This is a genomic window from Actinoallomurus sp. CA-142502, from assembly GCF_050936355.1.
GTDB lineage: Bacteria > Actinomycetota > Actinomycetes > Streptosporangiales > Streptosporangiaceae > Actinoallomurus > Actinoallomurus iriomotensis.
In genome coordinates this window covers 3,946,362-3,973,192 of sequence record NZ_JBNJMY010000001.1, presented here as the reverse complement: position 1 = coordinate 3,973,192, position 26,831 = coordinate 3,946,362, and the positions used below count along the sequence as shown (strand labels likewise).

Below are 26,831 nucleotides of genomic sequence, written 5' to 3'. Positions count from 1 at the left end.
GATCATGACCGATGACATGCTCCGCGCCCCAGCCGAGGTCAAGTACGCCGAGGAGCTCGACTGGCTGGAGTCCGTCGACGACGGGCCAAAGCCGTTCTCCTGGCGGCTCAGCCCCCGCATGGTGCGCACGTTCGTGCTCGGGTCGACGCGGTCCGACGGCCTCGACCGGGAGATCCCGCAGAAGTGGTTCGGCGACCGGACCTTCGTCGAGCGCGGCATCGTCACCCTGGCGTCCGACCGCGGCCTGCTGCTGATCGGCGACCCGGGCACCGGCAAGAGCTGGCTGGCCGAGCTGCTGTCCGCCGCGATCTCCCGCAACTCCACCCTGGTCGTGCAGGGTACGGCGGGCACCACGGAGGACCACGTCAAGTACTCCTGGAACGTCTCAATGGTGATCGCCAAGGGCCAGTCGCGCGAGTCGATGATCCCTTCGCCGATCATGACCGCGATGGAGCAGGGCGTGATCGGCCGGTTCGAGGAGCTGACCCGCTCGACCAGTGACGTGCAGGACGCGCTGATCTCGATCCTGTCCGAGAAGTACGTCTCCATCCCGGAGCTCGACCGCGACAACATCGTCTTCGCCCAGCCCGGGTTCTCGATCATCGCGACGGCCAACAGCCGCGACCGCGGCGTCAACGACCTGTCCTCGGCGCTGAAGCGCCGGTTCAACTTCGTCCGCATCCCGGTGGTGACCAACAAGCGCAGCGAGGCCGAGATCATCCGGTTCCGCACCACCGAGCTGATGCGCCGGCACCGGATCGAGCTGGAGGTGCCGCCCACGCTGCTGGACGTCCTGCTGGAGAGCTTCGCCGACCTGCGGGCGGCCTCGGCGTCGGCCACCAGCGACGATGAGCGGCTGGAGTCCGCGCTGTCGACCGCCGAGCAGATCGGCGTGCTAGAAGACGCCATCCTGCACAGCCGCTTCTTCGGCGACAGCTCGCTCCGCGCCGAGACGCTCGCGAGCTCGCTCGTCGGGTCGCTGGCCCGGCGCAGCCCCGAGGACCTCGCCATCTTGAACAAGTTCTGGCACGGCGTGGTCGAGCCGCGCGGCAAGAAGGACAAGGACGGTCCGTGGCACGCCTTCCTCGAAGGCGGCCGCGAGGCGATCGCCACCCTGTCATGAGCGACCGGCATGGTGCGTCCGGCACCTTCGACGCGCTGCGCGAGCAGCTGACGACCGCCGCCGAGGCGTTCGCCGGCGGTCCGAGCGCCGTGCCGGGGATCCTCTCGGGCATGGTCGACGACGTCGACCGCGCGCTGTCCGAGCGGCTCGAGATCTTTCCGGTGTGCCACCACTCGCCGGCGTCGGCGCTCGCGATGGCGAAGCGGCTGCGCGACAAGCAGCCCAAGGTCGTCTACCTGGAGCTGTGCGAGGACCTGCGACCGCTGCTGGACGAGCTGCGCAACTGCCGCCTGCCGGTCGCGTTGCAGGCGTTCGCGTCGGAGATCGACGGGTTCCCGCCGGAGGCGGCGCCGCTCAGCGTGGTGGCGCCCATCACCGAGGCGTCCGCGGAGTACCAGGCCATCGCGTACGCCCTCGACACTCCGGGTGTCGAGCTGGTGCTGGTGGACCGTTCGACCGACCACGTGTTCCAGTGGGAACCGGACGCGCCCGCCGGGACGGCGGCCCCGGAGGCGGAGACCGATTCTGAGGACGACGCGGCGCTGCACGGCGACGCCGTCGGCCTCGAGATCGGCGACCTGCGGCCCGGCTTCGCCGAGCTGGAGGAGCACCTGCTCCACCACGGCCGGGTCCGGCACTGGTCCGAGTGGTGGGACCAGTACGTCGAGCAGCCGCTGATCGGCGCGGACTACGCCACGTACCGCCAGGTCATGGTCCTGATCGGCAGCCTGTTCCGCCGGCTGCGGCCCGGCCGGCGCGGCCTCGGGGTCGAAGAGGACCGCGAACGGTACATGTGGACCCGCATGCGCGAGCACCTCGCCTCCTCCGGCGCCGACCCGGCCGACTGCCTGTACGTCTGCGGCGCCTTCCACGCGGCCAGCACGGTCGCGCAGTTCGGCCTCGACGGCGACGCCGAGCCGTTCGAGATCAGCCCGCGGACGGGCACCCGCTGGCTCTACGGGCTGATCCCGTCCAGCCACGCGGCCATCGAGGCGCAGTTCGGCCTGGCCTCCGGCTCGGTGTCGATCGCCGCCGCCACGTGGGACAAGGCGCGACGGCACGCACGCGTCACGCCGTACCGCCTGAAGGGCCAGAAGGGCACCCGCGAACCCGCGAAGAATCCCGTCCCGGCGCCGCCGGAGCCGGTCGCCGACCGGCTGTCCGGCTTCCTGGCCGCGCCGCCGGCACTCGACGCCGTTGACGAGGACGAGCTGCTCGGCTGGTGCACCGGCATCGTCGGGCTGGCCCGGCGCAACGGCTACCTCGCCAGCACGGCCGACGCGATCGCGGTGTTCGAGACGTCCGTCCTGCTCGCCGGGCTGCGGGGCCGCCGGCGCCCCACCCCGTACGACTTCCAGGACGCCGCGATCACGTGCATCGAGAAGGACGTCGTGCCCGGCCGGCGCGACGTGCGCCGCCTCTGCGAGATCCTCCTCGGCGGTGACCGGATCGGCCAGGTCGGGTACGACGCGCTGCCGCCGCTGGCGCGCGATGTCCTCGACCGGCTCGCGCCCCTGGGGCTCGACCTGGAGAAGCGCACGATCCAGCGGGCCCTGATCGACCTCGGCGCGCGGCCCGAGCTGGCGCCGTGCTCCCAGCTGCTGTGGATCCTGCGTCACCTGCTGCCCGACGACGCCGTACGCCCGATCATGGGCTCGCGCCGGCTCGGCGAGCGCTCGATCCAGGAGAGCTGGGACCTCGCGATCGGCCGCAACCAGCGTTCGCTCATCGAGCTGGGGTACGAGGGCGTCAGCGTCGAGCAGGTGCTCGAACAGCGGCTCCGGCGCGCCGTGCACGCCGAGCACGCCACCGCGTCCGTCGCGCTCGACGCGGTCGAGCAGTCCCTCCTCTACCTCGGCGGCGGCCGGCTCACCGACGAGCTGGGCGCGCGGGCCGTGGAGCTGCTGTCCGCCGAACGCACGGTCGACGACGCGCCGGAGGTGCTTCGCCGCATGCGCCGGCTGCTCGCGCACTACCGGGCGACGCGGCCCGCGTTGCCCCGGTGGTGCGAGGCGTTCGTGACCACGGGGTACGCCCACTACTGCACGCTGTTGCCGACCGCGTTCACCGACGACGACACCGGCGTGCGGCAGGTGGCGGCCATGCTCGGGTTCCTGTTCGGGATGGAGAGCCTGGCGCTGTCCTTCGGCTGCGACCACGCCCAGCTCGAACTCGCCGTACGCCAGTCGCATCCGGAGGCGCCCGCGAAGGTGGCGCTGCTGTGGGCCGCGAGCTCCCAGCTGGGCCTGCTGTCCCAGGCCGACCTGCGCACCCGGTGCGACGACCTGCTGGCGAATCCGCTGATCGTCCCGACGTTCCCTCAGTACATCAGCGGGTTCGTCCAGGCGCTCGAACCGGTACCGGCGCTGACGCCGCTGGTGGTCGAGGTGATCTCCAAGGCGTTCGCCCGGCTCCCCGACACCGTCCTGCTCCCCTGGCTGCCCACGTTGATCACCACGCTGCGCGACAACGCACGGGAACTCGTGCCGGTCCTCGTCCGCGAGGCGGGCCGCACGTTCCCCGGCACCCTGGCGGGCGTCGACACGTGGGTGCCGCCGTGGTCGGAGCGGCCCGCCCCTGCTCCGGCGGAACCGGTGCCGGCCGGGCCGGTGGCGGACCTGCTGGCCGCCCACCCGGCGTCGTACGAGGCGGTGGCGGACCTGCTCGGCTACGACCGTACGGCCGGCGCCCCGCTCCGGCCGGGCGAAGCCGAGGCGGCGGCGCTGTCGGCCCGGCACCCGGAGACCGCCGAGGCCGTCGCGGCACTGCTCGGCTGCCCGGCGCATCAGGCGAACCCATGATGCGCCGGCTCGGCCGGCCGATCCACCGCACGGCCATGTCGATCACGGCCGCGGCGAACGAGCGCCCGGTCGAACCGCTCCCGGTCGGTCTCGGGTCGCTCGGCGAGCGGCGCGCGGGCCTCGGCAACGGCCCGCGATGGCGATCGTCCACGCGAACGCGGAGCCGTTTCCCGGGCCCAGCCGGGGATCGGTGATCGCGGTCGGGTCCGTCGGTCGTAGCCGGCCCTGATCGCGTCTCCAGACCGGCGACGGCGGGCCACCGCGCCGGCGGTCGCCGTCCGCGGCCCGCCCCGGCTGCCGGCGAACACCACGAGCACCGTGGGGCACCTGCCTCGGCGATACGAACGGACGACGCCGGAGGCGAGGACGCCGGTCATGCGCCGTCGCAGCGGTCGCGAAGAGGAAACAGGTCCGTGGGACCGGCCCGACGGGGCATCCGGAGCTGAACGGATCGTGGTGCGCGCCTCCGGTCCGGCCCTGCCCACGTCGATCGCCGTCCTCCCATCGCCCGAGCCGACCGTGCGCGGCTCAGTGGCAGCGCATGGCCGCCGACGTCTCGCCGAAGCCGCCGCGGCGAACACCTTCGCCGGGATCGTGACGTACATCGTTCCGGCGCCGTCCCAAGGCCCAGCCGAACCGCGCGTCCTCGGCGAGCTGATCGCGGGGCCGTCCGCGCCGCGGCCGGTCACCGAGGATGCGTACGAGGTGTCGGGCCGGCCGAAGGCACGGTGGCGGCCGACGGTATTCCCGTCGAGGTCCGCCATCGCGTCGAGGATCAGCGGCGACGCGCCCCAGTGTTCGGCCGTGTGCGACTGCCACGTCGCCGTCCTCCGTGTTCCAGCCGCCCGGAAGCGTGATCGCTTCGGCCGGGCGGACGGGGCGTGGTGGGCGGCATCCTCACTGAACCCCACGCCGCCGCCCTCGACGCCCCAGCCCCCGAAACACGACCACCTCAACCACGCGGACGGGGTGGTGGGGTGGCTCCTCGCCGGACGAACGCCGGCCGGGCGGCCGGGCGCTCTACCGCTCGGCCGGCCGAGCAACCGCGCGCGGTCGCCATCGGACGCCTGGACGCCGGTCGTCGGATGGTCAGCGTGCTCGCTGGAGAACCGTGATGAGTACGCCGTCGCCGACGGTGATCGACTCGGTCGGCTTCCAGGTCGACTTGTCCGAGGTCTCCCCGAACAGGCGCCGCCCGGTGCCGAGGAGGACCGGGAACGTCATGAGGTGGAGTTCGTCGACCAGGTCGTGCTCGAGCAGTCCCCGTACGAGCCGAATGCTGCCGGGGACCGAGATGTCGCCGTCCACCTCGTCCTTGAGCCGGGTCACCTCCTCGGCCAGGCCGCCGGAGAGCACGCGCGTGTTGTTCCACTCCGGGTCGGTGAGCGTGCTGGAGACCACGAACTTCGGCATCCCGTTGTACTTCTCGGCGAGCTCGCCCTCGTAGTGCGGCCAGGCCGCGGCGAATCCCTCGTAGGTCCGGCGGCCGAGGAGCAACGCCTCGGCGCCGAGCGCCTCATCGAGCTTGAACCGCTCACCCTCCTCCCCCCGGTCGAACTCGAAGCTCCAGTTCGCGTACTTGAAGTACTCACCGCCAGGTGCTTCCGCGACGCCGTCGAGCGAGACGAACTCGGTGACCACGACTCTTCCCATGTCCGTACCCTCCCTTCAGCGGGCGTGGGCGAAGTCGCGCAGCGCGGCGGCGAGCACCCCGGCGGGGGCGCTGTGCTGCTCGCCCTCGACGGCGAGCAGAGTCGCGGTCGGCAGCAGCTCGGCGAGCGCACGGGCACCCGCGACGATGAACGGGTACGTCCCGGTACCGTGCATCACCAGCGTGGACGCCGTGACGGCGGCCCACCGATCACGAGGCAACGGGGCGCCCGACATCGTGGTCCCCATGATCCGGCCGTCATAGGCGATCGTCGGCGCGACCGCCTCCATGACCGGCCAGAACTCACTCTCCCGCATCCCACCGACGGCCTCGCCGGGCAGACCGACCGCAGCCGTCAGGAACAGCTCCGCGGCGTCCCCGGGACGGCCGTCGGCCACGGCGGCGTCGAGACGCTCCACATAGTCCACCGGCAACGGCGGCCGGCTGTCATCGACGACGAACGGCGGCTCGAACAGCGCCAGCCGGGCGATCGGCAGACCCGCCGCCGCGGCGTCCAGCGCGAGAACCGCGCCGGACGACCACCCGAACACCGTCACCGGCGCGCCCGCCACCTCGATGAGCGCGGCGAGGTCCTCGACCTCGCGCTCCACCGCGTACGGCGCGGTGTCGGTGCTCTCACCACGCCCACGACGGTCATAGGCGTAAGTCCGGAAATCCGCGCTCAGCAGCCGCCCGATCTCCTCGTTCGTCGGGTTGATGGCGGGGTAGGCGGTCGCGCCGTCGATGATGATGAGCGGCTCGCCCTCGCCCCACGCGGTGAACGCGATCACGGTGCCATCGGCGGACACGGCGGCCGCACTGACGTTCTCGGTCATCTGACTTGCCCTTCCTGACCTGGATGTGAAATCTCTCCTGGTCAGGCTAGGAATCGGAGACGTCGCCGGTCTTGTACAGAAGCGACAGGGGTTGCCCCGCCTCGTCCTGCCGGCACAGTTCGGTCGCGGTGCGGCCGATGAAGCGCGTCAGCGAACGGGCGAGGTGCGGCTGGTCGTAGTAGCCGAGCCGGTTGACGACCTCGAGGGACGCGACGCCCTCGCCGAGCAGGATCGCGGCCTGCCGGGCGCGTTCGATCTGCCGGATGCCGCCCTGCGTGAGCCCGGTCGCCGCCGCGACGCGACGCTGCACCGACCTCGTCCCGACGGCCGGCGGCCTGCCCACCATGACCTCCTGGACGAGAGGATCGCGTATGACGACGCCCTCCCGCACGAGCCGGCCGACGAACTGCTCCGCGCTCTCGAAGCCGGGGATGAACCACTCTTCACCGCCGAGCGCGAACCTCGTCGCGGTCGCGTGCGGGCTCTCCCACGCGGAGTCGACGAGGCGCGCGGGAGGCAGGTGCGGCATCGAAGTGCCGTGCGCGAACGTGATGCCGAAGGACTCCGACCCGTCGGGCACGTCGACGCTCGAGGCCGTGGTCTCCGGCCCTCGTACGGCGGCGTGCGTGTGGCCTTCGTGCGTCCAGAAGACCAGCTCCCAGTTCGACGTCGCGATCGAGGTCATCCGCGCGACGCCGGACGCGCGGCTACGCCACACGCGGTGGACGTACGGGGAGTCCGACGGCCGGTCCTCGTTCTCCAGCGGCATCCCGTCTCCCGATGACATATGTGCGGCCGAGGGGCGCGCTCAGGCGTCCCGGGCCTCGCCGCGCTCGTGGACCAGGGCGGCGAGTTCGGCGACCGCGTGACGGGCGCGGTCGCCGTCGGACGCCTGGATGCCCATCGCCGGAAGGGTCGAGCCGTCGGCCAGATCCAGCATCGGCCACGGCGCGCCCTCCGGCATCGACACGCCCAGGATCTCGGCCCACTCGTACTCATGAGTGCGCAGGCCGTTGACCACCGTCACACCGCGATCGTCGGCGGTGATCCGGCTGCGCGCGAGGATGTGCAGGATCCCCGCGAGGATCAAGCCGATCACGACCAGGCCGATCCGGTCGCCGACGGCCCAGTTGGACGGCATGCCCACGGCGAGGGCGACCGAGCCTGCCACGACCACCACGGCGAGAACGTACGGGATGATCCGGGCACGGTGCGGCCGCCACGTCGCCGCGGTCACGTCAGTCGACGATCTTGCTGATCGGGATCTCGAGGATGTCGCAGCCGCCGGCCGCCTTGATCGCCGGGATGAGGGTGTTGACGCCGTGCTTGGCCACGACGCTCTCCACCGCGTGCATCTCGCCGCCGGCCAGGCGGGTGACCGTCGGGGACGACAACGACGGCATGATGCTCAGGACGTCCTGCAGCTGCGCGTCGGGGACGTTGAGCTTGAGCAGGACGTTGCCGCGGGCCCGGATCGCGCCCTGCAGCAGCAGCGCGATGTCCTCCATGGCGGCCCGCTTGTTCGGGTCCTCGTACGCCTCGCGGTTGGCGACCAGCTCGGTGTAGCTGACCAGCAGCGTGTCGAGGATGCGCAGGCCGTTCTTGCGCAGGGAGGACCCGGTCTCGGTCAGGTCGACGATCGCGTCGACGATGTCGGGCACCTTCGCCTCGGTGGCGCCGTACGAGGGCACCACTCGCGCCTTGACGCCGTGCTCGGTCAGGAAACGCTCGGTCAGCGCCGGGAACTCGGTGGAGATCCGCACGCCCTCCGGCAGGTCCTCCACCGACTGCCAGGGGGCGTCGTTCGGCACGGCCATGATGACGCGTACCGGGTTGGAGGTCGCCTTGGAGTACTTCAGCTCGCCGAGCGAGACGACGTCGGCCTGCGTCTCGGTGATCCAGTCACGCCCGGTGATGCCGAGGTCGAAGAGCCCCTGCTCCAGATAAGTGGGGATCTCCTGCGGGCGCAGCACGCGAACGCGGTCGATGCGCGGGTCGTCGACCGACGCGCGGTAGTCACGATCGGAGCCACGGCGGACCGTCAGATCGGCGGCGTCGAACAGCTCGAACGTCGCCTTCTCCAGCGAGCCCTTGGGAAGCACGAGTGACAGCACGGTGAAAGACCTTCCTACGGATGAGAGATCGGTGTCGCGGCGTGAGGGACTTCAGGAGCCTTGATGCTCCTCGTGATGCCGCGCGTGACCGTGATGCCGCAGGCCCCTCAAGGTCAGTGCCGTATCGAGTGCGGCCACGGTCGCCTCCCATCCTTTGTCTTCGCTGCTGTCCGGCCGACCGCAGCGGTCCAGTGCCTGGTCAAGCGTCTCACAGGTTAGTACGCCATTGCCGATGGGGGCGCCCTCATCAAGGGCAACCCTCGTCAAACCCGCCGTTACCGAGTCGCATACATAGTCAAAATGGGGCGTACCTCCCCTGATCACGGCGCCGAGACAGACGACCGCGTCGTGATCACGGGCGAGCTGCTGGGCGACGACCGGAAGTTCGAGGGCGCCCGCGACCCGTACGACGACGGGCTCCGGCAGGCCGCACTCCTTCGCGGCGGCCAGCGCGCGTTCGAGCAACTGGTCGGTGATCTGACCGTTCCAGCGGGCGGCGACCACGCCCAGGCTCAGCCCGGACGCGTCGACGGCCGCGGCTTCGGGACGTCCCGCACCGCTCATGACAGCTCTCCGATGTGGTGGCCGAGGCGGTCGCGCTTGGCCGTGAGGTAACGACGGTTGTACTCGGTGACGACGACGGGCAGGGGGGTACGGCCGCGCACCTCGACGCCGAAGCCCTCCAGGCCCGCCAGCTTGAGCGGGTTGTTGGTCAGCACGCGCACCGACTGGACGCCGAGGTCGATCAGCATCTGTGCCGCGTTGACGTACTCGCGCGAGTCCACTGGCAGGCCGAGCTCGATGTTGGCGTCCACGGTGTCGGAGCCGTTGTCCTGCTGCGCGTAGGCCCGCAGCTTGGCGAGCAGGCCGATCCCCCGGCCCTCGTGCCCGCGCAGGTAGAGGACGACACCCCGGCCCTCCGCGGCGATCGCCGCCATCGCGGCGTCGAGCTGGGTGCCGCAGTCGCAGCGCTGGGAGCCGAGCACGTCGCCGGTCAGGCACTCCGAGTGCGCCCGGATCAGCACGTCCTCGCCGTCGCCGAGATCGCCGAGGACGAGCGCGAGGTGCTCGCCGCCGTCGACGGCGCTGGAGTACCCCACCGCGCGCCACATGCCGTGCCGGTTCGGGATGTGCGTCTCGGCGACCCGCGCGACCATCCGCTCGGTGCGCTTGCGGTACGCCACGAGCTGCTCAATGGAGATCAGCTTCAGGTCGTGCTCCTTGGCGAACACCTCGAGCTGGGGCAGCCGGGACATCGTGCCGTCGTCGTTGACGACCTCGGCGAGGACCCCGGCCGGGGTCAGCCCGGCGAGCCGGGCCAGGTCCACCGCCGCCTCGGTGTGGCCGCGCCGCCGCAGGACGCCGCCCTCGTGGTAGCGCAGCGGGAAGACGTGGCCGGGCCGCACCAGCTCGTACGGTTCGGTCGCCGAGTCGCACAGCCGCCGGATCGTGGTGGCGCGGTCGGCCGCGGAGATGCCGGTGGTCACGCCGTCGCGCGCGTCCACGCTGATGGTGTACGCCGTGCGCATCCGCTCGCGGTTCCGCGTGGTCATCAGCGGGATGTCGAGGCGGTCCAGATCCGCGCCCTCCATCGGCACGCAGATCACGCCGCTGCTGTAGCGGATCGTGAAGGTGAGCAGCTCCGGGGTCGCCTTGGCGGCCGCGAAGATGATGTCGCCCTCGTTCTCACGGTCGGCGTCGTCGACCACCACCACGGGCCTGCCCGCGGCGATGTCCGCGATCGCCTCTTCCACTGTGTCGAAGCTCATGCCGCGACCGCCTCCAGTTCGGCACTCCGCCGCTGCCGGCGGTATTGGTTGATCCAGTTACGGAACCCGGCGAGGACCATCACGAAGAAGATCACGTACGCCGCCCCGGAGACGTACAGGCCGGACTTGATCGCCAGGGGAACGCCCACGAGGTCCACCAGCACCCAGATGACCCAGAAGTCGACGAGGGCGCGGCTCTGCGCGAACGTCGCGACCGCGCTGCCCGCGAAGATGTACGCGTTCGCCGTCGGGGACCAGGTGATCTGCAGCCAGGAGATGTTCGCGAACAGCAGCGCCATGGCCGCCGTGCCACCGGCCAGGGCCACCACCAGCACGACGCGCTCGCGCCCGGTGGCCGGGCGCACCGGCAGGCCGTCGCTCTCGCGGATGCCGCGCAGCCACTTCACCCAGCCGTAGGAGACCAGCGCGACGAACAGCACCTGCTTCAGGGCGTTGCCCGGCGCGTGCGCGCTCACCGAGGCGGTGAACAGCAGCACCGCGCCGGCGAGCTGGACCGGCCACGTCCAGATGGTGCGCCTGATCGCCAGCCAGACCGTCGCCAGGGAGAACACGTTGCCCAGCAGGTCGGTCCACAGCACCTTCTCGCCGAGGATCGTCACCCCCGCCTGCGTCCAGGAACTCATGAGGCCTCCTTCGTCGGAGGAGCGGCCATGAACGCTGTGCCGTCGATTCGCTCACTTCGTTCGCTCATGGCCGGACTCCGGCGGCGACGAGCCGCTCGACGTACTTGGCCACGACGTCGACCTCGAGGTTGACCGGGTCGCCGGGGCCCTTGCGGCCGAGCGTGGTCAGCTCCAGCGTCGTGGGGATCAGGGCGACCGTGAAGGCGTCGTCGCGGGCCTCGACCACGGTCAGGCTGATGCCGTCGACGGTGATCGAACCCTTCTCCACCACGTAGCGGGCCAGATCCGCCGGCAGGCCGATCGTCACGACCTCCCAGCGGTCACCGGGCTCGCGGGAGACGATCTCCCCGACGCCGTCGACGTGGCCCTGCACGATGTGGCCGCCGAGCCGGTCCGACGGGCGTACGGGCCGCTCGAGGTTGACCGGGGAGCCGGGGGCCAGCGCGGCGAGGGAGGACCGGTCGAGGGTCTCCTTCATCACGTCGACGGTGAAGGCGTCGTCCTTGACGTCGGTGACCGTGAGGCAGACCCCGTTGACCGCGATGGACGCGCCGTGGACGGCGTCGGAGACGACCAGCGGGCCGCGTACGGTGAGCCGGGCGGAGTCGCCCTCGCGCTCGAGCGCGACGATCTCCCCCAGCTCCTCGACGATTCCGGTGAACACTTCAGTTCTCCCTTCGAGACGGTGCCGGCCGGTCGCGTACCGTCGCGGTGATCCGCAGGTCCGGCCCGATCGTGGTGACGTCGTCGATGTCGAGGTGGTACGCCTCCGCGAGCGTCGCGATCCCGGCGTCGCCGAGGGCGGCGGTCCCGGCGCCGAGCAGCGCCGGCGCCAGGTAGGCGACGACGCGGTCGACCAGGCCCGCGGCCAGGAACCCTCCGGCCAGGGACGGACCGCCTTCGAGGAGCACGGAGACGATCTCGCGTTCGGTCAGCTCCGCGAGCAGGGCGGACAGGTCCAGGCCGGGTCCGCGCCGGGAGCGCGGCACCCGTACGACGGCGGTCGTGGACTCCAGGGCGGACGCGTCGGTGTCATCGGCGACCGCGACCAGCGTCGGCGCCGCGTCGTCCAGGACGCGGCTGTCCAGGGGTGTACGGGCGCGGGCGTCGGCGACGACGCGCAGCGGGCGGCGATGGGTGCGCAGGTGGTCGTGCGGTTCGAAGCCGCGCACGGTGAGACGGGGATCGTCGGCCAGTACGGTGCCGGACCCGGCGATGATCGCGTCGACGCGTGCGCGCAGGCGGTGGACGTCCTCCCGCGCGGAGGCCCCGGTGATCCACTGGCTGGTGCCGTCGGCCGCGGCCGACCGGCCGTCCAGAGTGGCGGCGAACTTCCAGGTCACGTGGGGTCGGCGCAGGCGGGCGTGGGTGAGCCATTCGGCGTTGACCCGCTCGGCCTCGGCGGCGAGGAGCCCGGACTCGACGGACAGACCGGCCTCGGCGAGCCGCCGCCCGCCGCCCTGGGCCTGGTCGCTGGGGTCGCCGACGGCGTACACGACCCGGTGCAGACCGGCGGCCAGGATGGCCCGGCTGCAGGGCCCGGTGCGTCCCTGATGATCGCAGGGTTCGAGGGTGACGAGGAGCGTGCCGCCCCGCGCGCGGTCCCCGGCCTCGCGGAGCGCGACGACCTCGGCGTGCGGACCGCCCGCGTACGCGTGGAAGCCCCGTCCCACGGGCGCTCCGTCGGCGTCGAGCACGACGCATCCGACGACGGGGTTGGGACTGGTCTCACCGAGCGCACGTGCCGCCAGCGCGATCGCGTCGCGCATCGCCGTCTCTTCCGCGGAAGATGCGGTCACCCCGGGCCTCCTGATCCAGGCTCCGGGATGTGACGGCGTGATGGTGCCGACGCCACTACCGTGCCCCGCACAGGGCACGGCCGCGCGCTGCCTCCCATCCGGACTTTGACCGTCGGTCCCGGAATTCCACCGGGTCAACCGGCCGATGGTTTCGGCCGGGTCGCGGACTGTAACCGCCGGTTCGGAATTTCACCGACCCCGGAGCACGCTGATGAACACTCCCAACCAGTGTGCCACGCGAGACATTCCCCGCGTTGTGTGAGGAAGAGCACGTTGACGCCCCACCCCCCGAGCCCAGCGAGCGGTCCTCGCACGTGACCGCTTGACCGCACCTGCCGATCGGTGTTCACCGACATCCGCACAGTGCCGCCACGCCCTTGACCACCGTGAGCGCGGCGCCCGCCATGGCCAAGGCGATCACGGCGGTGCGGCCCCGCGCCGGCGAGAAGCGCCCGGCCAGGCCGTTCCCGGTGAGAACGCCGGCGGTCAGTCCCGCCGCGACCGTCGCCCATTCGGCCGCGGCCATCGACGGCCGGCCGCCCTTGGCGGCCAGCGACGCGACGCCCAGGACTCCGAACACCAGCTGGGCCGTTGCCGCGAACCGGTGCTGCGCCCAGCCGGAGGACACCGCGTACAGCGCGACCGCCGGCCCGCCCGCGCCGACGGTCGCGTTGAGGAAGCCCGATCCGATTCCGGCGGCCACCGCCCCCGGTGTGCCGCGCAGCACCCGCGCCCTCTCGCTGGCCACGACGGCGACCAGGGCGCACAGGATGAGCACGCCGACGACGACGGCCAGCGGCGGTGCCGGCAGGCTCCTCGCCATCCAGGCCCCGGCCGCCACGGCCGGCAGCGCGGGGCCGATGAGCAGCGCGGCCCGGCGCGGGTCCACGTCCCGCCAGACCTGCGTCAGGACGACGAAGGCGGTGAGGACGGCGCAGGCGTTGACCACCAGGACGCCGTCGAACGGACCCAGGAGCAGCACCAGGTACGGCGAGGTCACGAGCGAGAAGCCGAGCCCGGTGATCCGCTGAGCCGCCGCGCCGACGAACACGACCAGCCCGAGTCCGATCGCCTGGATCATCTCCCCGCCTCCCCTCGACGCCGACCGTACGGGACGCGCCGCGGCGAAGAGTAATGAGATTCACCGGTCCCAGCCGTGGTGCCCGGAGCGGGAAGTCCGGTATAGATCGAATGACGTTCTAAAACCGCACGCCGGAAAGCCGAGGACCGAGCCGATGTCGCAGCGATCTGAGTGGATCGAGCCTGGAGCGTTCCAGGTCGCCCCTGGAGTCCACCGGATACCGCTGCCGCTGCCCACAGACGGCCTCCGGGCGGTCAACGTCTACGCGATCGAGGACGACGAGGGCCTCGTGCTGATCGACGGCGGCTGGTCGCTGGAGGAGTCGCGGCGGCAGCTGGAGACCTCGCTCAAGGAGATCGGGTTCGGGCTCGCCGACATCAGCCGTTTCCTGGTCACCCACGTCCACCGGGACCACTACACGCAGGCGGTCGCGGTACGCCGGGAGTTCGGCACGCGGGTGAGCCTGGGCATCGGCGAGCGCCCCACCCTCGAACTGCTGACCGCCGCGGGGCCGACCGACCGCTCCCCTCAGCTGGAGCAACTGAACGCCTGCGGCGCGGCGCCCCTCATCGAACGGCTGCGGGCGGTGTGGAAGGAAGGCGGGCACAACCCGTCCGAATGGGCCATGCCGGACGACTGGATCGAGGGGCGGATCCCGGTGCCGCTGACCGGCCGCGAGCTGCTGGCCGTGCCGACGCCCGGCCACACGCGGGGTCACCTGGTCTTCGCGGACCTGACCGCCGGGCTGCTGTTCGCCGGCGACCACGTGCTGCCGCACATCACCCCGTCGATCGGCTTCGAGAGCGCGCCGGAGGCCTCACCGCTCGGCTCCTACCTCGCGTCGCTCAAGCTCGTACGTGAGCTGCCCGACCTGCGGCTGCTGCCGGCGCACGGACCGGTCACCGACAGCGTGCACTCCCGCGTCGACGCGTTGCTGGACCACCACGCCGAGCGCCTGGACGCCTGCGCCGCGGCGGTCGCCGCCGGGGCGGGCACGGCGTACGAGACGGCCCGCGCGCTGACCTGGACCCGGCGAGGACGCCACTTCGACGAGCTGGACATGTTCAACCAGATGCTGGCGACCACCGAGACCCGTGCCCACCTGGAGGTCCTGGTCACCCAGGGCCGCCTGAGGAGCCACGTCGAGGACGGCGCCTCCGTCTACGCCCCCTGACGGGACGCCCGGGTCGCCTGGGCGCGCAGCGAGCGGACCGCCTCGGCCGGGTCGTCGGCGGAGTACACGGCCGAACCGGCCACGAACACGTCGGCGCCCGCCTCCGCGCAGCGCTCGATGGTCTCGGTGTTCACTCCCCCGTCGACCTGGAGCCACACGTCGAGGTCCCGGCCCTTGATGAGGTCGCGGGCTCGGCTGATCTTCGGCAGCACGACGTCGAGGAACGGCTGGCCGCCGAAGCCCGGCTCGACCGTCATCACGAGCAGCATGTCGATCTCGGCGAGCAGGTCGGCGTACGGCTCCACGGCCGTGCCCGGGTTGAGCGCCAGACCGGCGCGGGCGCCGGCGGAGCGGATCTCCCGCAGCGTGCGGATCGGGGCGCTCGCCGCCTCGGCGTGGATGGTGACGCTGGCCGCCCCCGCCTCGGCGTAGCCGGGCGCCCACCGGTCGGGGTCCTCGATCATGAGGTGGCAGTCCACCGGAAGGGGCGTCGCCTTGAGCAGCGCCTCGACCACCGGCAGGCCGAGGGTGAGGTTGGGCACGAAGTGGTTGTCCATCACGTCGACGTGGATCCAGTCGGCGTCGGCGACCGCCGCGACCTCGTCGGCGAGCCGGGCGAAGTCGGCGGACAGAATGCTGGGAGCGATTTGCACGGCCATGATGCGGTCAAGTGTAGGGACGCCCCGCACGCCGCGCACCAGGCCTTCGGACGGCCTCGGGAGAACCGCCCCGTCCGTCACCGGCTCAGCCGGGCTTGACCGCCGAGAAGCACGCCAGCGCTCCGGTGGCCGTGACGTCCGCGGGCTCCAGCCCGGCGTCGTCCAGCCAGCCTCGCAGGTCGGCGAGGCTCCCGGGCCGGCCGAAGTCGCCGCGCGACCGCAGGAGCGCGATGAGGAGGTCCTGCCGGCGGCCGGCCCCGGTCACGAGCGCGCTGCCCCGCAGCACGCCGCCAGGCCGCAGCACCCGGGCCATCTCGGTCACCGCGCCGGCCGGGTCGGGCAGGCAGTGCAGCCCGTTGTAGGTGAGGCAGCGGTCGAACGACCCGTCGGCGAACGGCAGCCGGTCCACGCTCACCCCCGCGAACGCGGCGTCCAGTCCACGGCGGCGTGCCTCCGCTCGGGCCCGGCCGAGCATGAGACGTGACAGGTCCGCCGCGACGTACCGCAGGTCGGCGCCGCGCGGCACGCCGCGGAACGCCACCCCGCCCCCGCACGGCACGTCGAGCACGACGGCGCCCGGCGGCAGCCGCCCCGCCTCGGCGAAGGAGTCGTAGAGGGGGCGCATGTCGGCGCCCCACAGCAGCCGGCCGCCCAGCCGGGCGATCGGCTCGTGTTCGGCCCCGAAGTCGTAGACGGCCGGGACCAGGCGGCCTCTCCGCCAGTGCCGGTGGAGCCGATCGGCCGCGCCGCTCACACCGCGCCCTCCTTCGGCCCCGAAGCTTACGAATCGCCGTCCTTGGGCGCACGCTCCCGCATGCCGCCCGCCGACATGACGTCGATCTCGGCCACGGCGTCCCGCAGCGCCTCGAGCGTAACCGCGACCGACGGCCGGCGCACGCTCGCCGTACGGGCGACGGCGTACACGTAGCGGGTCAGCGATCCGGGCAGTTCGCGTGCCGCGATGCCCGGCACCGCGGCGGTCAGCGCCAGGCTGGGCACGGCCGCGATCCCGACGCCGCGCGCGACCAGGCCGAGGATCGTGCCGAGCCCCTCGAACTCCCACGGCATCGGCGGCGCGCCGCCGACGTCGGCCAGCAGGCGGTCGAAGGCCTGGCGTGACGGCTCGCCCGCCGGCGCCGCCAGCCAGGGCTCGTCGCGCAGCCGCCACAGGTCGATCTCGCGGCCGGGATCGGCGGCCCAGTGGCCGGACGGCACGACGAGCACGAGCGGGTCGTGCAGGAGCAGCGAGAAGCGCAGGCTGCCGCCCCCACGCGTGGGAAGCCGCCCGGTCCAGTCGTCGACCAGCGCGAGGTCGACCTCTCCGGAGCGCACCTGCCGCAGCCCGTCGCCCGGCCGGGTCTGGCGCAGCTGGAAGGTGAGACCCTCGTGGCGGCGCAGGCTGTGCGCGAGAGCGGGCGCGAACGCCACCGCGGCCGTGGGGAACGCCGTGAGCACGATCTGCCCGGTCGGCTCCGCCTCGGACAGGTCGGCCTCGGCGAACTCGATCATCCGCAGGATGCGGTCGGCGTGGTCGGACAGCCGCCGGCCCGCGTCGGTGAGCTCGGCGCTGCGCGCCGTGCGGTCGAGCAGTGTGGTGCCGACCTCGCGTTCGAGCACGGCGAGTTGCTGTGAGACGGCGGACGGCGTGTAACCGAGGGCCTTGGCGGTCGCCGCGATGCTGCCGCGGTCGGCGAACTCCCGCAGCAGCCGCAGTCGTCGTACATCGAGCATAAGTTCAGCTTACGCCCGGCAGCGGAAAGCCTCGCTTGTACTGATGCACCGTTCCACCACACCATGGAGACGTACGGCCGCGCGCAGGTCAACCAGCCAGAAGAGCTCCTTGGAGTGAACTCATGTCAGTCGCCATCTCCGCGACTCTCGCCGCCAACGAGGCCCTCGACCACAGACGCCGCATCGGGCTGCCGGTGCTGCCCCTCGCCTTCGGAGAGGCGGGCCTGCCCGTCCTGCCGTCGCTGGAGCGGCAGCTCGGCACCGCCGCCGGGCGTGGCGCGTACGGCCCCGTCGCCGGCAGCCCCGACCTCCGCACCGCCGCCGCGGGTTACTGGCACCGCCGCGGCCTGCCGGCCGACCCGGGCCTGATCGTCGCGGGCCCCGGCAGCAAGCCGCTCCTGTACGGCCTGCTGCTCGCCATCGGCGGAGGCGTCGTCGTGCCCCGCCCGAGCTGGGTGAGCTACGCCGCCCAGACCCGTCTCATGGGCGCCGAACCGATCTTCGTCGAGACGCCTCCCGGTGAGGGCGGCGTGCCCGACCCGGACGCGCTGCGGGCCGCCGTCACGCTCGAACGCGCGGCGGGGCGCCCGGTGAGCTGCCTCGTCGTCACGCTCCCCGACAACCCCACCGGCACGCTGGCCCGGCCGGAGACGGTGCGGCGCATGTGCGAGGCCGCCCGCGAGCTCGACCTGATCATCATCGCCGACCAGATCTACCGCGACCTGCTCTTCGACCAGCACACCGACTTCCCGTGCCCGACGCGGTACGCCCCCGAGCGCACCGTCATCACGACCGCGCTGAGCAAGAACCTCGCCCTCGGCGGCTGGCGCATCGGCGTGGCCCTGCTGCCCGAGGCGCTCAGCGGGCTGCGCGACCGGCTCGCCGGCGTGGCCAGCGAGATCTGGTCCAGCACGTCCGGCCCGACGCAGCAGGCCGCGGCGTACGCCTTCGCCGAGCCACCGGAGGTCGTCGAACGCGTCGCGGCCAGCCGGCGGCTGCATGAGACCGTCGCACGCGCCATGGCGGAGCGCTTCACCGCCGCCGGCGCGCGGGTGCCGCGTCCTCAGGGCGGCTTCTACCTGTACCCCGACTTCGAGGACCTTCGCGAGACGCTCGGCGTGGAAACGTCGGCCGAGCTCGCGGCGCTCCTCCTCGACCGGTACGGCGTCGGCGTCCTGCCGGGCAGCGCCTTCGGCGACACGCCGGAGGCCCTGCGCCTCCGGGTGGCCACCAGCCTGCTCTACGGCGAGACCGACGAGCAGCGGCTCACCGCACTCACGTCCCCGGACCCGGCCGGACTGCCGTGGATCGCCGCCGCCCTCGACCGCGCGACCGAGGTGCTCACCGATCTGACCGCCTCCGCCCGCGAGGAACGGGTCGCCGTCACCGCCTGAGCGACCGCCTCGCGAGGACCCCCGCCACGGGCGGTACCGCCGGTGGGGGTCCTCGCGAGAACGTGGTCCTGTGTAGGCGACATAGGTTTTGGTCACTGCGTGAAGCTTGCTGCGTGGGTGCGGTCATGAGGCATTTGTCCGCAGACCGCTGATTGGTGGTTCGGTAAGAGCGGTTGAGCGACCGGCGTCATGTGACGCTCCCCCGGCTGGGCACGATCCGTACGAGCGAGTCCACCCGTGAACTCGCCCGGCGTCCGGAGCGTGGTACCGGCCGGATCATGGCGGCCACCGTGCGGTACGAGGGTGGGCGGGGGCTGGTGTCCTTCACCTGCGAGGTCGAGCGGGCCGGCCGAACGTGTCCCCGCACGCCCTGCCGCCGTGGTGGGGGTGGACCTCGGGGTGAAGGATCTCGCGGTGCTGTCCACCGGTGATGGCCCGCGCGGTGGCCGATGTCGGTATGGGCGAGGTACGGCGGCAGCTGATCTACAAGACCACCTGGAACGGCGGGCGGCTGGTCGTGGCCGACCACTGGTTCCCCTCCAGCAAGACCTGCTCGGGTTGCGGGGAGACGGAAAACGCCCCCGGGAGACCGGGCGGGACGGCCGTTCCGGTGGAGCCGGTGTGAGACCCACCCCAGGTGGGCCCTCGGCACTGAAGCGGGAACCCCGGAAACGGGGAATGCCGGACCGCAAGGCCACGGCTGCCTGACAAGTGCGCCGTACGCGATCACATTTCAGGTAACGGTTCTGGCATCCTGGGGCGATGGCCGACAAGCTCAGGGTCGAGCTCACCGGTGTCCCCCAGACGCTGCTGTGGAACCTCTACCACCGCGCCGCCGAGGCCCGCTGGCCCGACGGCCTCCTGGACGACCCCAGGGCGGTCGAGCTGGTCGACGCGATCGACTTCCCCTTCGAGCGGTTCGGCGAGCCGGCGATGGCGCAGTGGCACGCGCTGCGGGTGCTGTGCTTCGACCGCGCGGTCCGCCGGTTCATGACGGCGCACCCCGGCGGCACGGTGGTCGCGCTCGGCGAGGGGCTGGAGACGCAGTTCTGGCGCGTCGACGACGGCCGGGTGCGCTGGCTGACCGTCGACCTGCCGGAGACGGTCGAGGTGCGCCGGCGACTGCTCCCGGACGACCCGCCGCGCCGCCGTACGCTCGCCGGATCCGCGCTCGACCTCGCCTGGACGGACGAGGTGGACGCGGACGAGGGCGTGCTGATCTCGACGCAGGGGCTGCTGATGTACCTACAGCCGGACGAGGTGCGGTCGCTGATCGCCGCGTGCGCCGAGCGCTTCCCCGGCGGCACGCTGGTCTTCGACGCGGTCCCCCACTTCATGGCCGAGCGCAGCCGGCGGGGCGGGATGAACCCCGGTGCCGCCTACCAGGCGCCGGCCTGGCACTGGAGCCTCGACCCGGGTGAGCATCGGAAGGTGCTGGAGTACTCCCCGAAGATCTCCGGCGTCCGCGACCTGCCCTACCCGCGCGGCCGCGGCCTGCTGACGATCGCCCCGCTGGTCGGCCGCATCCCGCTCATCCGCAAGCTCCGCATGCCGATCGTCGAGGTCCGCTTCGCGGCGTGAGACCCGGCCGGATCAGCCGACGCCCGCCATCGGCGCACGCGCCGCGGGGCGCTCGCCGCCCGCGCGCCGGAAGGTGTGCCAGGACAGCACGGTGGCGGTGGCGAGAACGGCCCCGCTGATCAGGAAGATGTTCTGAATGCCCAACGCGGCGCCCGCGAGACCGGAGAAGGTCATGGCGAGTACGGAGACGGTACTCGGCACGATCGACATCAGTCCCATCAGGGCGTTGTCCACCTCCGTCTGTGTCAGCGCCCCGATCCCCGTCTGGATCGCGACGGTGAGGAGACCGAACACGAGGTAGGCCGCCGGCAGGCCCGCCACGGTCGTGGTCCAGGCGGGGGAGGCGATCAGTGCCGCCAGCGCTGTCCACGACGTACGGCGTCAGCAGCACGGCCATCGGGCTCAGGGCGAAGGTGAGGGCGCTGAACACCAGCAGGAGTATCCGGGCACGGGTGAACGCCATGGGGCACCTCTCGGGGGTGGGAGGAACGCGATGGTGACGAGTGGTGTTACGACGCCAGGCCGTGCAGGAGAAGGTCGGCCGGCCCATCGGTGCTGGCGCTGGCGGGTCCGGCATCCCAGCCTCCGCCGCGGCCGAGTGCCATCACGATCGCGAGGACGAGCGTGGCGGCGTCCTCCGGGGACCCGCGCAACGTGTCCGCGTCGGCCTCGAAGGTCGCGACGACCGCGGCGTGCAGGCTCCGGTAGGAGGCGGTGCGGCCGGCCGAGAGGCGCCTGTGCTCCTCATCGGACAGCGACTCCTGCCGGCGTGGCCGCGCGGCGCCCGCGAGACTGACCGCGTTCACCACCGCTCCGGTCCGTTCCGCCTGGGCGCGCAGGACCTCGATCAGCGCGACCAGACGGTCCCGCAGCGGCAGGGACGGTTCGATCGCGGCCAGCTCCCGCACCGTGTGGTGCGGGTCGGTCACCTCCGTGCGAACCACGATCGGCGGTCAGCAGGTCAAGATTCGCGGGAAGAACGAGAGAACGAGCGTTAGGCCCGGCGGCGGAGCAGTGCCAGGAACATCGCGTCGGTGCCGTGCCGGTGCGGCCAGAACTGGGCGTACGGGCCCTCGCCCAGGTCCGGGACGCCCTCCAGGTACGACGGGGAGTCCAGGCGCTCGATGTCGTCGCGGCCGCGCAGCACGTCGTCGACCACCACGCGGGTCTCGGCCAGGTGCGGTGAGCAGGTGACGTACGCGACCACCCCGCCGGGGCGTACCGCCTCCAGGGCCGAGCCGAGGAGCCGCCGTTGCAGCGGGCCGAGTTCGGCGATCGACTCCGGGCTGCGCCGCCAGCGGGCCTCCGGGCGGCGGCGGAGCGCGCCGAGGCCGGTGCAGGGCACGTCGGCCAGGACCCGGTCGAAGGTGCCGGGACGCCAGGCGGGCCGGGTGCCGTCCACGACGGTGACGGCCGCGGCCGGATCGGCGGCGCGGCGTACCAGCCGGGCCCGGTGCGGCTGCAGGTCACAGGCCAGCAGGTGCGCGCCGCGCTCGGCCGCGAGCCCCGACAGCAGCGCGGCCTTGCCGCCCGGCCCGGCGCACAGGTCGAGCCAGCGTCCGTCGGGGCCGTCGAGCTCGGCGCGGGTGAGGGCGAGCGCGACGAGCTGGCTCGCCTCGTCCTGTACCGCGGCGCGGCCCTCGGCCACGGCGGGTACGGCCGCCGGGTCGCCCTCGGGCAGGTACGCGGCGTACGGGGAGTAGGCGGCGGGGTCACCGCCCAGCTCGGCGACGGTCGCGCGGCCGGGCCGGGCCACCAGGGTGACGCGCGGGCGTTCGTTGTCGGCGGCCAGCAGCGCCTCGACCTCGCCGGCGCCGGCCGCGTCGCGCAGGGCGTTCACGATCCAGCGCGGATGGCTGTGCACGACCGAGAGCCGGCCGGTCTCGTCGTCGGGCGCGACGATGCCGAGCCACGCGTCCAGGTCGCGGGCGGACACCTTGCGCAGCACGGCGTTGGCGAACTTCGCCTGCCCCGGGCCGGCCACCGAACGGGCGAGGTCGACGGCGGTGCCGACGGCGGCGTGCGGCGGGATGCGGGTGCCGAGGAGCTGGTGCGTGCCGAGCCGCAGGACGTTGAGCAGCGGCTGGTCGATCTTGGCCACGGGGCGGTCGCTGCACATGCCGAGGACGGCGTCGTACGTGCCGCGCCCGCGCAGCGTGCCGTACGTCAGCTCGGTCGCGAGCGCGGCGTCGCGCCCGGACAGGCCGCGTTCGCGCAGCAGGGAGGGCAGGAGGAGGTTGGCGTAGGCGTCGCGTTCGTCGACGGCCTGCAGGACGTCGAACGCGGTCCGGCGGACCTGGTCGCGAGAGCGCCGGGGGGCCGGCCGGCCCTGTCCCCTGCCCTGTCCCTTGCCTCGCCGGGAGCCGGTGGATCGCTGCGGCATCAGATCAGCGCGTCGCCTTCGGCCGGGCGCACGCCGCGGGCCCAGGCGGTGGCCGGCATGCGCTGCTTGCCCTGCGGCTGGACGTCGCCGAGGACCACGGGATGGGAGCCGGTGCCGGCGAGGACCTCGGCCTTGGTGGCGCGCAGCTCACCCGGGGCGAGCGGCTCGGCGTCCGGCGCCGGGCGAACGGGACCGAGCTTGAGCCGGTCGCCGCGGAACGTCGTCCAGGCCCCCGGCGCGGGCGTGCAGGCGCGGACGCGCCGGTCGACGTGCTGCGCGGGCAGCGTCCAGTCGACGTGGGCGTCATCGGGGGTGAGCTTGGAGGCGTACGAGACGCCGTCGGCGGGCTGCGGGCGGGGCTCGAGCTCGCCCTCCTCGACGCCGTCCATGGTCGCGACGAGCAGGTGCGCGCCGGTCTCGGCGAGCCGCGCGAGCAGGTCGCCGCTCGTGTCGGTCGGCTGGATCGGCTCGGTCACCACGCCGTACACCGGCCCGGTGTCGAGGTCCTCCTCGATCTGGAAGGTCGCGGCGCCGGTGATCTCGTCGCCGTGCAGCACGGCCCGCTGCACCGGGGCGGCACCGCGCCAGGCGGGCAGCAGCGAGAAGTGCAGGTTGATCCACCCGTGGCGGGGGATGTCCAGCGCCACGCGCGGGATCAGCGCACCGTAGGCCACGACCGGGCAGCAGTCGGGGGCGATGGCGCGCAGCCGGTCGAGGAACTCCGGCTCCTTGACCTTGGCGGGCTTGAGCACCTCGACGCCCGCCTCGGCGGCGCGCTGCGCCACCGGGCTCGGCGTGAGCCTTCGCCCGCGCCCGGCCGGGGCGTCGGGCCGCGTGATGACCGCGACGACCTCGTGGCGCGACTTCAGCAGGGCGTCGAGCGCGGGTACGGCGGTCTCCGGCGTGCCGGCGAAGACGAGCCGCACTAGAGTGCCTTGCCGAACATCGGGTGCGGGGAGTCCTTGACCACCGGAGCGTCGTCGCCGAACCACTCCGACTCGCGGATCGCCTTCATCGCCGCCTTGCGCTGGTCGGGGTCGAGCCGGTCGATGAAGATCACGCCGTCGAGGTGGTCGGTCTCGTGCTGCACGCAGCGGGCCAGCAGGTGGGTGCCCTCGAGGACCACCGGCTCCCCGTACATGTTGAAGCCCTTGGCCACGACGCCGATCGCGCGCTTGGCCGGGAAGACCAGGCCGGGCAGCGAGAGGCAGCCCTCGTCGCCCTCCTCCTGTTCGTCGGTCAGCTGGAGGCTGGGGTTGACGAGGTGGCCGAGCTGCTCGTCGACGTAGTAGGTGAACACCCGCAGGCCCACGCCGAGCTGCGGCGCGGCCAGGCCGACGCCGGGCGCGTCGATCATGGTGTCGGAAAGGTCCTTGACGAGCGTGCGCAGCTCCTTGTCGAAGTCCTTCACCGGCTCGGCCGGGGTACGCAGCACCGGGTCGCCGAAGAGGCGGATGGGCTTGACGGCCACGAACGGCTCCGTTCACGTCTCGTAGTTGGGCAGGACCAGTCTACGGTTCAGATCAGCTCGAGCGGGTCGACACGGACGCGCACGACGTCGGCGGTCTTGCGCGTGCTGCGGGTGGCCTGCGCCGCCTTGAGAAGCCGGGACAGGGCGGCGCCCCGGCCCCGATCGACCCGTACCAGCGCGCGCTCCTGGCCCTCCCCCAGCTCGACCGGCCCGAGCACCTCCGCGTCGTCCGGCAGCCGGGCGGCCTCGACCAGCTCCCGTATCGACTGCGGCGTGCCGGTGAGCGAGGCCATCCGCACGGCGGGCGGGAACCCGAGCTCCCGGCGCTCGGCCAGCTCCCGCTCGGCGTACGTGACGGCGTCCCAGCGGATCAGGGCCTGCACCGGCGCGAGCGACCCGTCCGCGAGCACGATGACGGGGCCGCGCGGGCGTACGAGGGCGGCGGCGTTCATCCAGCGCCGCAGCGCCTCCTCCCCGGCGCGCAGGTCGGCGCGGCCGAGCAGCACCCAGCCGTCGAGCAGCAGCGCGGCGGCGTACCCGCCGTCGGCCACCGGCTCGGCACCGGGCGTCGCGACCACCAGCGCCGGTTCGCCGGAAACCTCGGCGAGCACGCCGTCGCGGCCGGACGTGCGCACGGGCACCCCGGGGAACGCGCGGCCGAGCTCCTCGGCGGTGCGCCGCGCGCCGACGACGACCGCCCGCACCTGGCCGCCGCCGCACTCGGGGCACCGCCAGGCCCCGGCGATCCGGCCGCACCAGCGGCAGTACGGGGCGGCGTGCGAGGAGCGCAGCGACAGCGGACCCTCGCACTCGGGACAGCGCGCCGGCCCGCGGCAGCGCGAACACGCGAGCGCGGGAACGTAGCCGCGCCGCGGCACCTGCACGAGGACGGGCCCGTGCTCGAGCCCCTGCCGCGCGGCGCGGAACGCCATGTGCGGCAGGCGCGCGCTGCGGGCGGCCTCGTCGCGCGCCAGGTCGGCGTCGTCCCCGGCGGGCCGCACATAAGCCATGGAGGCGCGCAGCCGCTCCCGCCCGGGCACGAGCGGCCGCGCCCACCCGGCCCGTACGAGCTGCGTGGCGTCGGTCGTGCGGGTGAACCCGCCGATGAGCGCCCCCGCCCCCGCCCGGTGCGCCCGGAGCGCGAGCACCTCACGAGCGTGGGGATAAGGGGCGTGCGGCTCGGCGTGCACGTCGTCACCGTCGTCCCAGAGCACGACGAGCCCGAGCTCGCGAACGGGCGCGAACATCGCGGCCCGCGTGCCGACGACGGCCGCCACCCGCCCACGACGTACGGCGAGCCAGCGACGGTAGCGCTCGGCGGGCCCGAGCTCGGCGGTGAGCGCCACATGACGGCCGTCGCCGAGCTCCCGGCGCAGCGCCCGATCGACACGCGCCACGTCGCGACCGTCGGCAACGATGACGAGCGCCCCCCGCCCACCGGCGAGCACGGCCCGCACCGCGAGCGCGACCTCCGCCGTCCAGTCACCGCCGGGCAGCGCGTTCCAGACGGCCCGCGGCGCCCGCCCCGCCGTGAGCGCCTCGAGAAACGACGCACCCGCGGGATAGGCCTCCCATGGCCCGGCCGCCGGAGCCGTGACGTCAGGGGTCCGCGCCCCGTGTTCCCGTCCGCCGCTCCGCCCACTGGGAGCGGGTACGGCCCCGGTCACCACGACGCCCTCCGAAGCCGCGGCGTCACCGGCCTCCGCCTCGGACTCCTGACCGCCACCTGGCTCACCGGATGCGGGTACGGCACCGGTCCCCATGAGGGAACCCGCCGTCACACCGCCCGCTCCGGCGGCCTCATCGTCACCGCCGGTTCCGCCACTCCGGACGGGCCCGGCCCCGGCCTGGTCGCCCCCGGCAGTCCCGGCACCACGGCCGGCCTGACCGCCACCGTCTGCCCCACTGACACCGCTTGCCGCGTCACCGCCGTCCGGTGCGTCGTCTCCACCGTGCGACGCGTCAGGAACGGCGAGAACGCCGGGAGCGGAGGCTTCTCGGTCGGCTCCGGCCTCACCAGAACCGGCGGGAACGCCACCACCAGCCACGTCACCGCCACGACCGGCGGACGCGTCGTCACCACCGCCGGCGGACACCCCACCGCCGCCGGGCATGCCGCTGTTACGACCGCCGGCCTCCCCACTGCCATCAGGAGAGATCCCACCGGCAGAGGGCTCACCGGTGTCGTCGTCGGGAACCTCAGGCGGTGCCACGGGTGCCGAGTCCGTGAAGGCGACGGTGTCCGGCGCCCTCGGGACATCGGCGCGCGACGCCTCAGCGGTGGCCGCGGCGTCCGGCGAACCGGCCGTCTCCTCGGCCGTTCGGCCCTCCGGGTGGTCGTCGCCCGGCCGCGCCAGGTCCGTTTCCCCCCGCCCACGGCCGCCCTGACCCGCCGTGCCGCTCGTCGTCGCCGGCCCTGCCGGGTCGGCCGGGGCCTGGTCCGCCGTGCCGGACTCCGCCGGACCGGTCCCGCTCGCGGGATCGGCCAACACCTCGGACGCCGACCCGGACTCCGCCAGACCGGTACCGCGCCCACAGCCGACCCGGGCCTCATCCACCGACCCGGACTCCACCGCGCCGCTCCCACTCGCAGGATCGGCAAACACCTCGGACGCCGACC

Annotated in this window: 25 protein-coding genes, 1 pseudogene and 1 riboswitch; of the genes and pseudogenes, 6 read left to right on the top strand and 20 right to left on the bottom strand. The window is 73.1% G+C overall.

Translation table 11 applies throughout. The annotated features are described in order from the left end of the window. Window positions 1-4 precede the first annotated feature (4 nt). Both ACQEV1_RS19255 and ACQEV1_RS19250 read left to right on the top strand, forming a co-directional pair. Complete coding sequence (locus ACQEV1_RS19255) at window positions 5-1,123, top strand: ATP-binding protein (RefSeq protein ID WP_433394957.1); 1,119 nt, start codon at window positions 5-7, stop codon at window positions 1,121-1,123. Then, on the top strand, window positions 1,120-3,924 hold the full coding sequence (locus ACQEV1_RS19250; protein WP_433394955.1) for a DUF5682 family protein: 2,805 nt from the start codon (window positions 1,120-1,122) through the stop codon (window positions 3,922-3,924). The genes ACQEV1_RS19255 and ACQEV1_RS19250 overlap by 4 nt, the downstream gene beginning before the upstream one ends. Window positions 3,925-5,013: 1,089 nt before the next feature. Here the strand turns inward: ACQEV1_RS19250 and ACQEV1_RS19245 are convergent. From ACQEV1_RS19245 to ACQEV1_RS19195, 11 genes are all read right to left on the bottom strand, one after another. Continuing rightward, on the bottom strand, window positions 5,014-5,577 hold the full coding sequence (locus ACQEV1_RS19245; protein ID WP_433394953.1) for a dihydrofolate reductase family protein: 564 nt from the start codon (window positions 5,575-5,577) through the stop codon (window positions 5,014-5,016). 15 nt (window positions 5,578-5,592) lie between these two features. Then, window positions 5,593-6,411, bottom strand: a complete 819-nt coding sequence (locus tag ACQEV1_RS19240; RefSeq protein ID WP_433394951.1) for an alpha/beta fold hydrolase — start codon at window positions 6,409-6,411, stop codon at window positions 5,593-5,595. Window positions 6,412-6,457: 46 nt separating this feature from the next. Then, window positions 6,458-7,180, bottom strand: a complete 723-nt coding sequence (locus tag ACQEV1_RS19235) for a hypothetical protein (protein WP_433394949.1) — start codon at window positions 7,178-7,180, stop codon at window positions 6,458-6,460. A 39-nt stretch (window positions 7,181-7,219) separates the two neighbouring features. Next, the gene (locus ACQEV1_RS19230; RefSeq protein ID WP_285616944.1) at window positions 7,220-7,648 is read right to left on the bottom strand and encodes a PH domain-containing protein; all 429 of its coding nucleotides are present in this window, start codon (window positions 7,646-7,648) and stop codon (window positions 7,220-7,222) included. A gap of 1 nt (window position 7,649) precedes the next feature. Beyond that, window positions 7,650-8,525 (bottom strand): ATP phosphoribosyltransferase, encoded by an 876-nt coding sequence (hisG, locus tag ACQEV1_RS19225; protein WP_285616945.1) that lies wholly within the window; start codon window positions 8,523-8,525, stop codon window positions 7,650-7,652. Window positions 8,526-8,576: 51 nt separating this feature from the next. Next, window positions 8,577-9,089, bottom strand: coding sequence for a 6,7-dimethyl-8-ribityllumazine synthase (gene ribH, locus ACQEV1_RS19220; protein ID WP_285566700.1), 513 nt, complete (start codon window positions 9,087-9,089; stop codon window positions 8,577-8,579). Continuing rightward, complete coding sequence (locus ACQEV1_RS19215) at window positions 9,086-10,294, bottom strand: bifunctional 3,4-dihydroxy-2-butanone-4-phosphate synthase/GTP cyclohydrolase II (RefSeq protein WP_285616947.1); 1,209 nt, start codon at window positions 10,292-10,294, stop codon at window positions 9,086-9,088. Before ACQEV1_RS19215 ends, ribH begins: the two co-directional genes overlap by 4 nt. After that, on the bottom strand, window positions 10,291-10,938 hold the full coding sequence (locus tag ACQEV1_RS19210) for a nicotinamide mononucleotide transporter family protein (protein ID WP_285616949.1): 648 nt from the start codon (window positions 10,936-10,938) through the stop codon (window positions 10,291-10,293). Before ACQEV1_RS19210 ends, ACQEV1_RS19215 begins: the two co-directional genes overlap by 4 nt. 64 nt (window positions 10,939-11,002) lie before the next feature. Further along, window positions 11,003-11,602, bottom strand: a complete 600-nt coding sequence (locus tag ACQEV1_RS19205; protein ID WP_433394945.1) for a riboflavin synthase — start codon at window positions 11,600-11,602, stop codon at window positions 11,003-11,005. Between the two features lies 1 nt (window position 11,603). Continuing rightward, window positions 11,604-12,737 carry a bifunctional diaminohydroxyphosphoribosylaminopyrimidine deaminase/5-amino-6-(5-phosphoribosylamino)uracil reductase RibD gene (gene ribD, locus ACQEV1_RS19200; protein WP_433394943.1) on the bottom strand — a complete coding sequence of 378 codons (1,134 nt, stop codon included), beginning with the start codon at window positions 12,735-12,737 and terminating at the stop codon, window positions 11,604-11,606. An 80-nt stretch (window positions 12,738-12,817) separates the two neighbouring features. Continuing rightward, a riboswitch (FMN riboswitch) is annotated at window positions 12,818-12,948 on the bottom strand. Window positions 12,949-13,083: 135 nt separating this feature from the next. Beyond that, entirely contained in the window at window positions 13,084-13,818 is a 735-nt protein-coding gene (locus ACQEV1_RS19195; RefSeq protein WP_433394941.1) for a TSUP family transporter, read from the bottom strand. Between the two features lie 154 nt (window positions 13,819-13,972). On the opposite strand from ACQEV1_RS19195, the gene ACQEV1_RS19190 reads away from it, so the two are divergent. Beyond that, entirely contained in the window at window positions 13,973-14,992 is a 1,020-nt protein-coding gene (locus ACQEV1_RS19190) for an MBL fold metallo-hydrolase (RefSeq protein ID WP_285616954.1), read from the top strand. On the opposite strand, the gene rpe is transcribed toward ACQEV1_RS19190, so the two are convergent. The 3 genes from rpe to ACQEV1_RS19175 all read right to left on the bottom strand — a co-directional run bounded on the left by rpe (window position 14,980) and on the right by ACQEV1_RS19175 (window position 17,382). Then, window positions 14,980-15,651, bottom strand: coding sequence for a ribulose-phosphate 3-epimerase (rpe, locus tag ACQEV1_RS19185; protein ID WP_285566712.1), 672 nt, complete (start codon window positions 15,649-15,651; stop codon window positions 14,980-14,982). The two genes, ACQEV1_RS19190 and rpe, sit on opposite strands and share 13 nt — an antisense overlap. A gap of 85 nt (window positions 15,652-15,736) precedes the next feature. Beyond that, window positions 15,737-16,405: a class I SAM-dependent methyltransferase gene (locus tag ACQEV1_RS19180; protein ID WP_433394938.1), complete on the bottom strand. Its 669-nt coding sequence runs from the start codon at window positions 16,403-16,405 to the stop codon at window positions 15,737-15,739. A gap of 26 nt (window positions 16,406-16,431) precedes the next feature. Further along, complete coding sequence (locus ACQEV1_RS19175) at window positions 16,432-17,382, bottom strand: LysR family transcriptional regulator (protein ID WP_285616957.1); 951 nt, start codon at window positions 17,380-17,382, stop codon at window positions 16,432-16,434. 122 nt (window positions 17,383-17,504) lie between these two features. Here ACQEV1_RS19175 and ACQEV1_RS19170 point away from each other — a divergent pair, with 122 nt between their 5' ends. The 3 genes from ACQEV1_RS19170 to ACQEV1_RS19160 all read left to right on the top strand — a co-directional run bounded on the left by ACQEV1_RS19170 (window position 17,505) and on the right by ACQEV1_RS19160 (window position 20,357). Beyond that, window positions 17,505-18,776, top strand: coding sequence for a pyridoxal phosphate-dependent aminotransferase (locus ACQEV1_RS19170; RefSeq protein WP_433394936.1), 1,272 nt, complete (start codon window positions 17,505-17,507; stop codon window positions 18,774-18,776). A gap of 442 nt (window positions 18,777-19,218) precedes the next feature. After that, window positions 19,219-19,401 (top strand): zinc ribbon domain-containing protein, encoded by a 183-nt coding sequence (locus ACQEV1_RS19165; protein WP_433394934.1) that lies wholly within the window; start codon window positions 19,219-19,221, stop codon window positions 19,399-19,401. A 137-nt stretch (window positions 19,402-19,538) separates the two neighbouring features. Continuing rightward, window positions 19,539-20,357 carry a class I SAM-dependent methyltransferase gene (locus tag ACQEV1_RS19160; RefSeq protein WP_433394932.1) on the top strand — a complete coding sequence of 273 codons (819 nt, stop codon included), beginning with the start codon at window positions 19,539-19,541 and terminating at the stop codon, window positions 20,355-20,357. A gap of 12 nt (window positions 20,358-20,369) precedes the next feature. On the opposite strand, the gene ACQEV1_RS19155 is transcribed toward ACQEV1_RS19160, so the two are convergent. From ACQEV1_RS19155 to ACQEV1_RS19130, 6 genes and pseudogenes are all read right to left on the bottom strand, one after another. After that, window positions 20,370-20,678: a hypothetical protein gene (locus ACQEV1_RS19155; RefSeq protein ID WP_433394930.1), complete on the bottom strand. Its 309-nt coding sequence runs from the start codon at window positions 20,676-20,678 to the stop codon at window positions 20,370-20,372. Window positions 20,679-20,866: 188 nt separating this feature from the next. Continuing rightward, window positions 20,867-21,301 (bottom strand): hypothetical protein, encoded by a 435-nt coding sequence (locus ACQEV1_RS19150; protein WP_433394928.1) that lies wholly within the window; start codon window positions 21,299-21,301, stop codon window positions 20,867-20,869. Between the two features lie 50 nt (window positions 21,302-21,351). Next, window positions 21,352-22,740 (bottom strand): RsmB/NOP family class I SAM-dependent RNA methyltransferase, encoded by a 1,389-nt coding sequence (locus ACQEV1_RS19145; protein ID WP_433394927.1) that lies wholly within the window; start codon window positions 22,738-22,740, stop codon window positions 21,352-21,354. Continuing rightward, complete coding sequence (fmt, locus tag ACQEV1_RS19140; RefSeq protein WP_285566721.1) at window positions 22,740-23,666, bottom strand: methionyl-tRNA formyltransferase; 927 nt, start codon at window positions 23,664-23,666, stop codon at window positions 22,740-22,742. Before fmt ends, ACQEV1_RS19145 begins: the two co-directional genes overlap by 1 nt. Then, window positions 23,666-24,211, bottom strand: coding sequence for a peptide deformylase (def, locus tag ACQEV1_RS19135; RefSeq protein ID WP_285566722.1), 546 nt, complete (start codon window positions 24,209-24,211; stop codon window positions 23,666-23,668). Before def ends, fmt begins: the two co-directional genes overlap by 1 nt. Before the next feature lie 47 nt (window positions 24,212-24,258). After that, window positions 24,259-25,803: pseudogene (locus tag ACQEV1_RS19130) on the bottom strand (primosomal protein N'); the annotation flags it as partial. Window positions 25,804-26,831: the final 1,028 nt, after the last annotated feature.

What these genes read in the sequence shown, in the direction of transcription:
- ACQEV1_RS19145 (WP_433394927.1), bottom strand. Translation starts at nt 22,740, where the DNA reads ATGCCGCAGCGATCCACCGGCTCCCGGCGAGGCAAGGGACAGGGCAGG.
- ACQEV1_RS19170 (WP_433394936.1), top strand. Translation starts at nt 17,505, where the DNA reads ATGTCAGTCGCCATCTCCGCGACTCTCGCCGCCAACGAGGCCCTCGAC.
- ACQEV1_RS19245 (WP_433394953.1), bottom strand. Translation starts at nt 5,577, where the DNA reads ATGGGAAGAGTCGTGGTCACCGAGTTCGTCTCGCTCGACGGCGTCGCG.
- rpe (WP_285566712.1), bottom strand. Translation starts at nt 15,651, where the DNA reads ATGGCCGTGCAAATCGCTCCCAGCATTCTGTCCGCCGACTTCGCCCGG.
- ACQEV1_RS19195 (WP_433394941.1), bottom strand. Translation starts at nt 13,818, where the DNA reads ATGATCCAGGCGATCGGACTCGGGCTGGTCGTGTTCGTCGGCGCGGCG.
- ACQEV1_RS19235 (WP_433394949.1), bottom strand. Translation starts at nt 7,180, where the DNA reads ATGCCGCTGGAGAACGAGGACCGGCCGTCGGACTCCCCGTACGTCCAC.
- ACQEV1_RS19240 (WP_433394951.1), bottom strand. Translation starts at nt 6,411, where the DNA reads ATGACCGAGAACGTCAGTGCGGCCGCCGTGTCCGCCGATGGCACCGTG.
- ACQEV1_RS19215 (WP_285616947.1), bottom strand. Translation starts at nt 10,294, where the DNA reads ATGAGCTTCGACACAGTGGAAGAGGCGATCGCGGACATCGCCGCGGGC.
- ACQEV1_RS19210 (WP_285616949.1), bottom strand. Translation starts at nt 10,938, where the DNA reads ATGAGTTCCTGGACGCAGGCGGGGGTGACGATCCTCGGCGAGAAGGTG.
- ACQEV1_RS19175 (WP_285616957.1), bottom strand. Translation starts at nt 17,382, where the DNA reads ATGCTCGATGTACGACGACTGCGGCTGCTGCGGGAGTTCGCCGACCGC.
- ribH (WP_285566700.1), bottom strand. Translation starts at nt 9,089, where the DNA reads ATGAGCGGTGCGGGACGTCCCGAAGCCGCGGCCGTCGACGCGTCCGGG.
- ACQEV1_RS19190 (WP_285616954.1), top strand. Translation starts at nt 13,973, where the DNA reads ATGTCGCAGCGATCTGAGTGGATCGAGCCTGGAGCGTTCCAGGTCGCC.
- ACQEV1_RS19250 (WP_433394955.1), top strand. Translation starts at nt 1,120, where the DNA reads ATGAGCGACCGGCATGGTGCGTCCGGCACCTTCGACGCGCTGCGCGAG.
- ACQEV1_RS19160 (WP_433394932.1), top strand. Translation starts at nt 19,539, where the DNA reads ATGGCCGACAAGCTCAGGGTCGAGCTCACCGGTGTCCCCCAGACGCTG.
- ACQEV1_RS19255 (WP_433394957.1), top strand. Translation starts at nt 5, where the DNA reads ATGACCGATGACATGCTCCGCGCCCCAGCCGAGGTCAAGTACGCCGAG.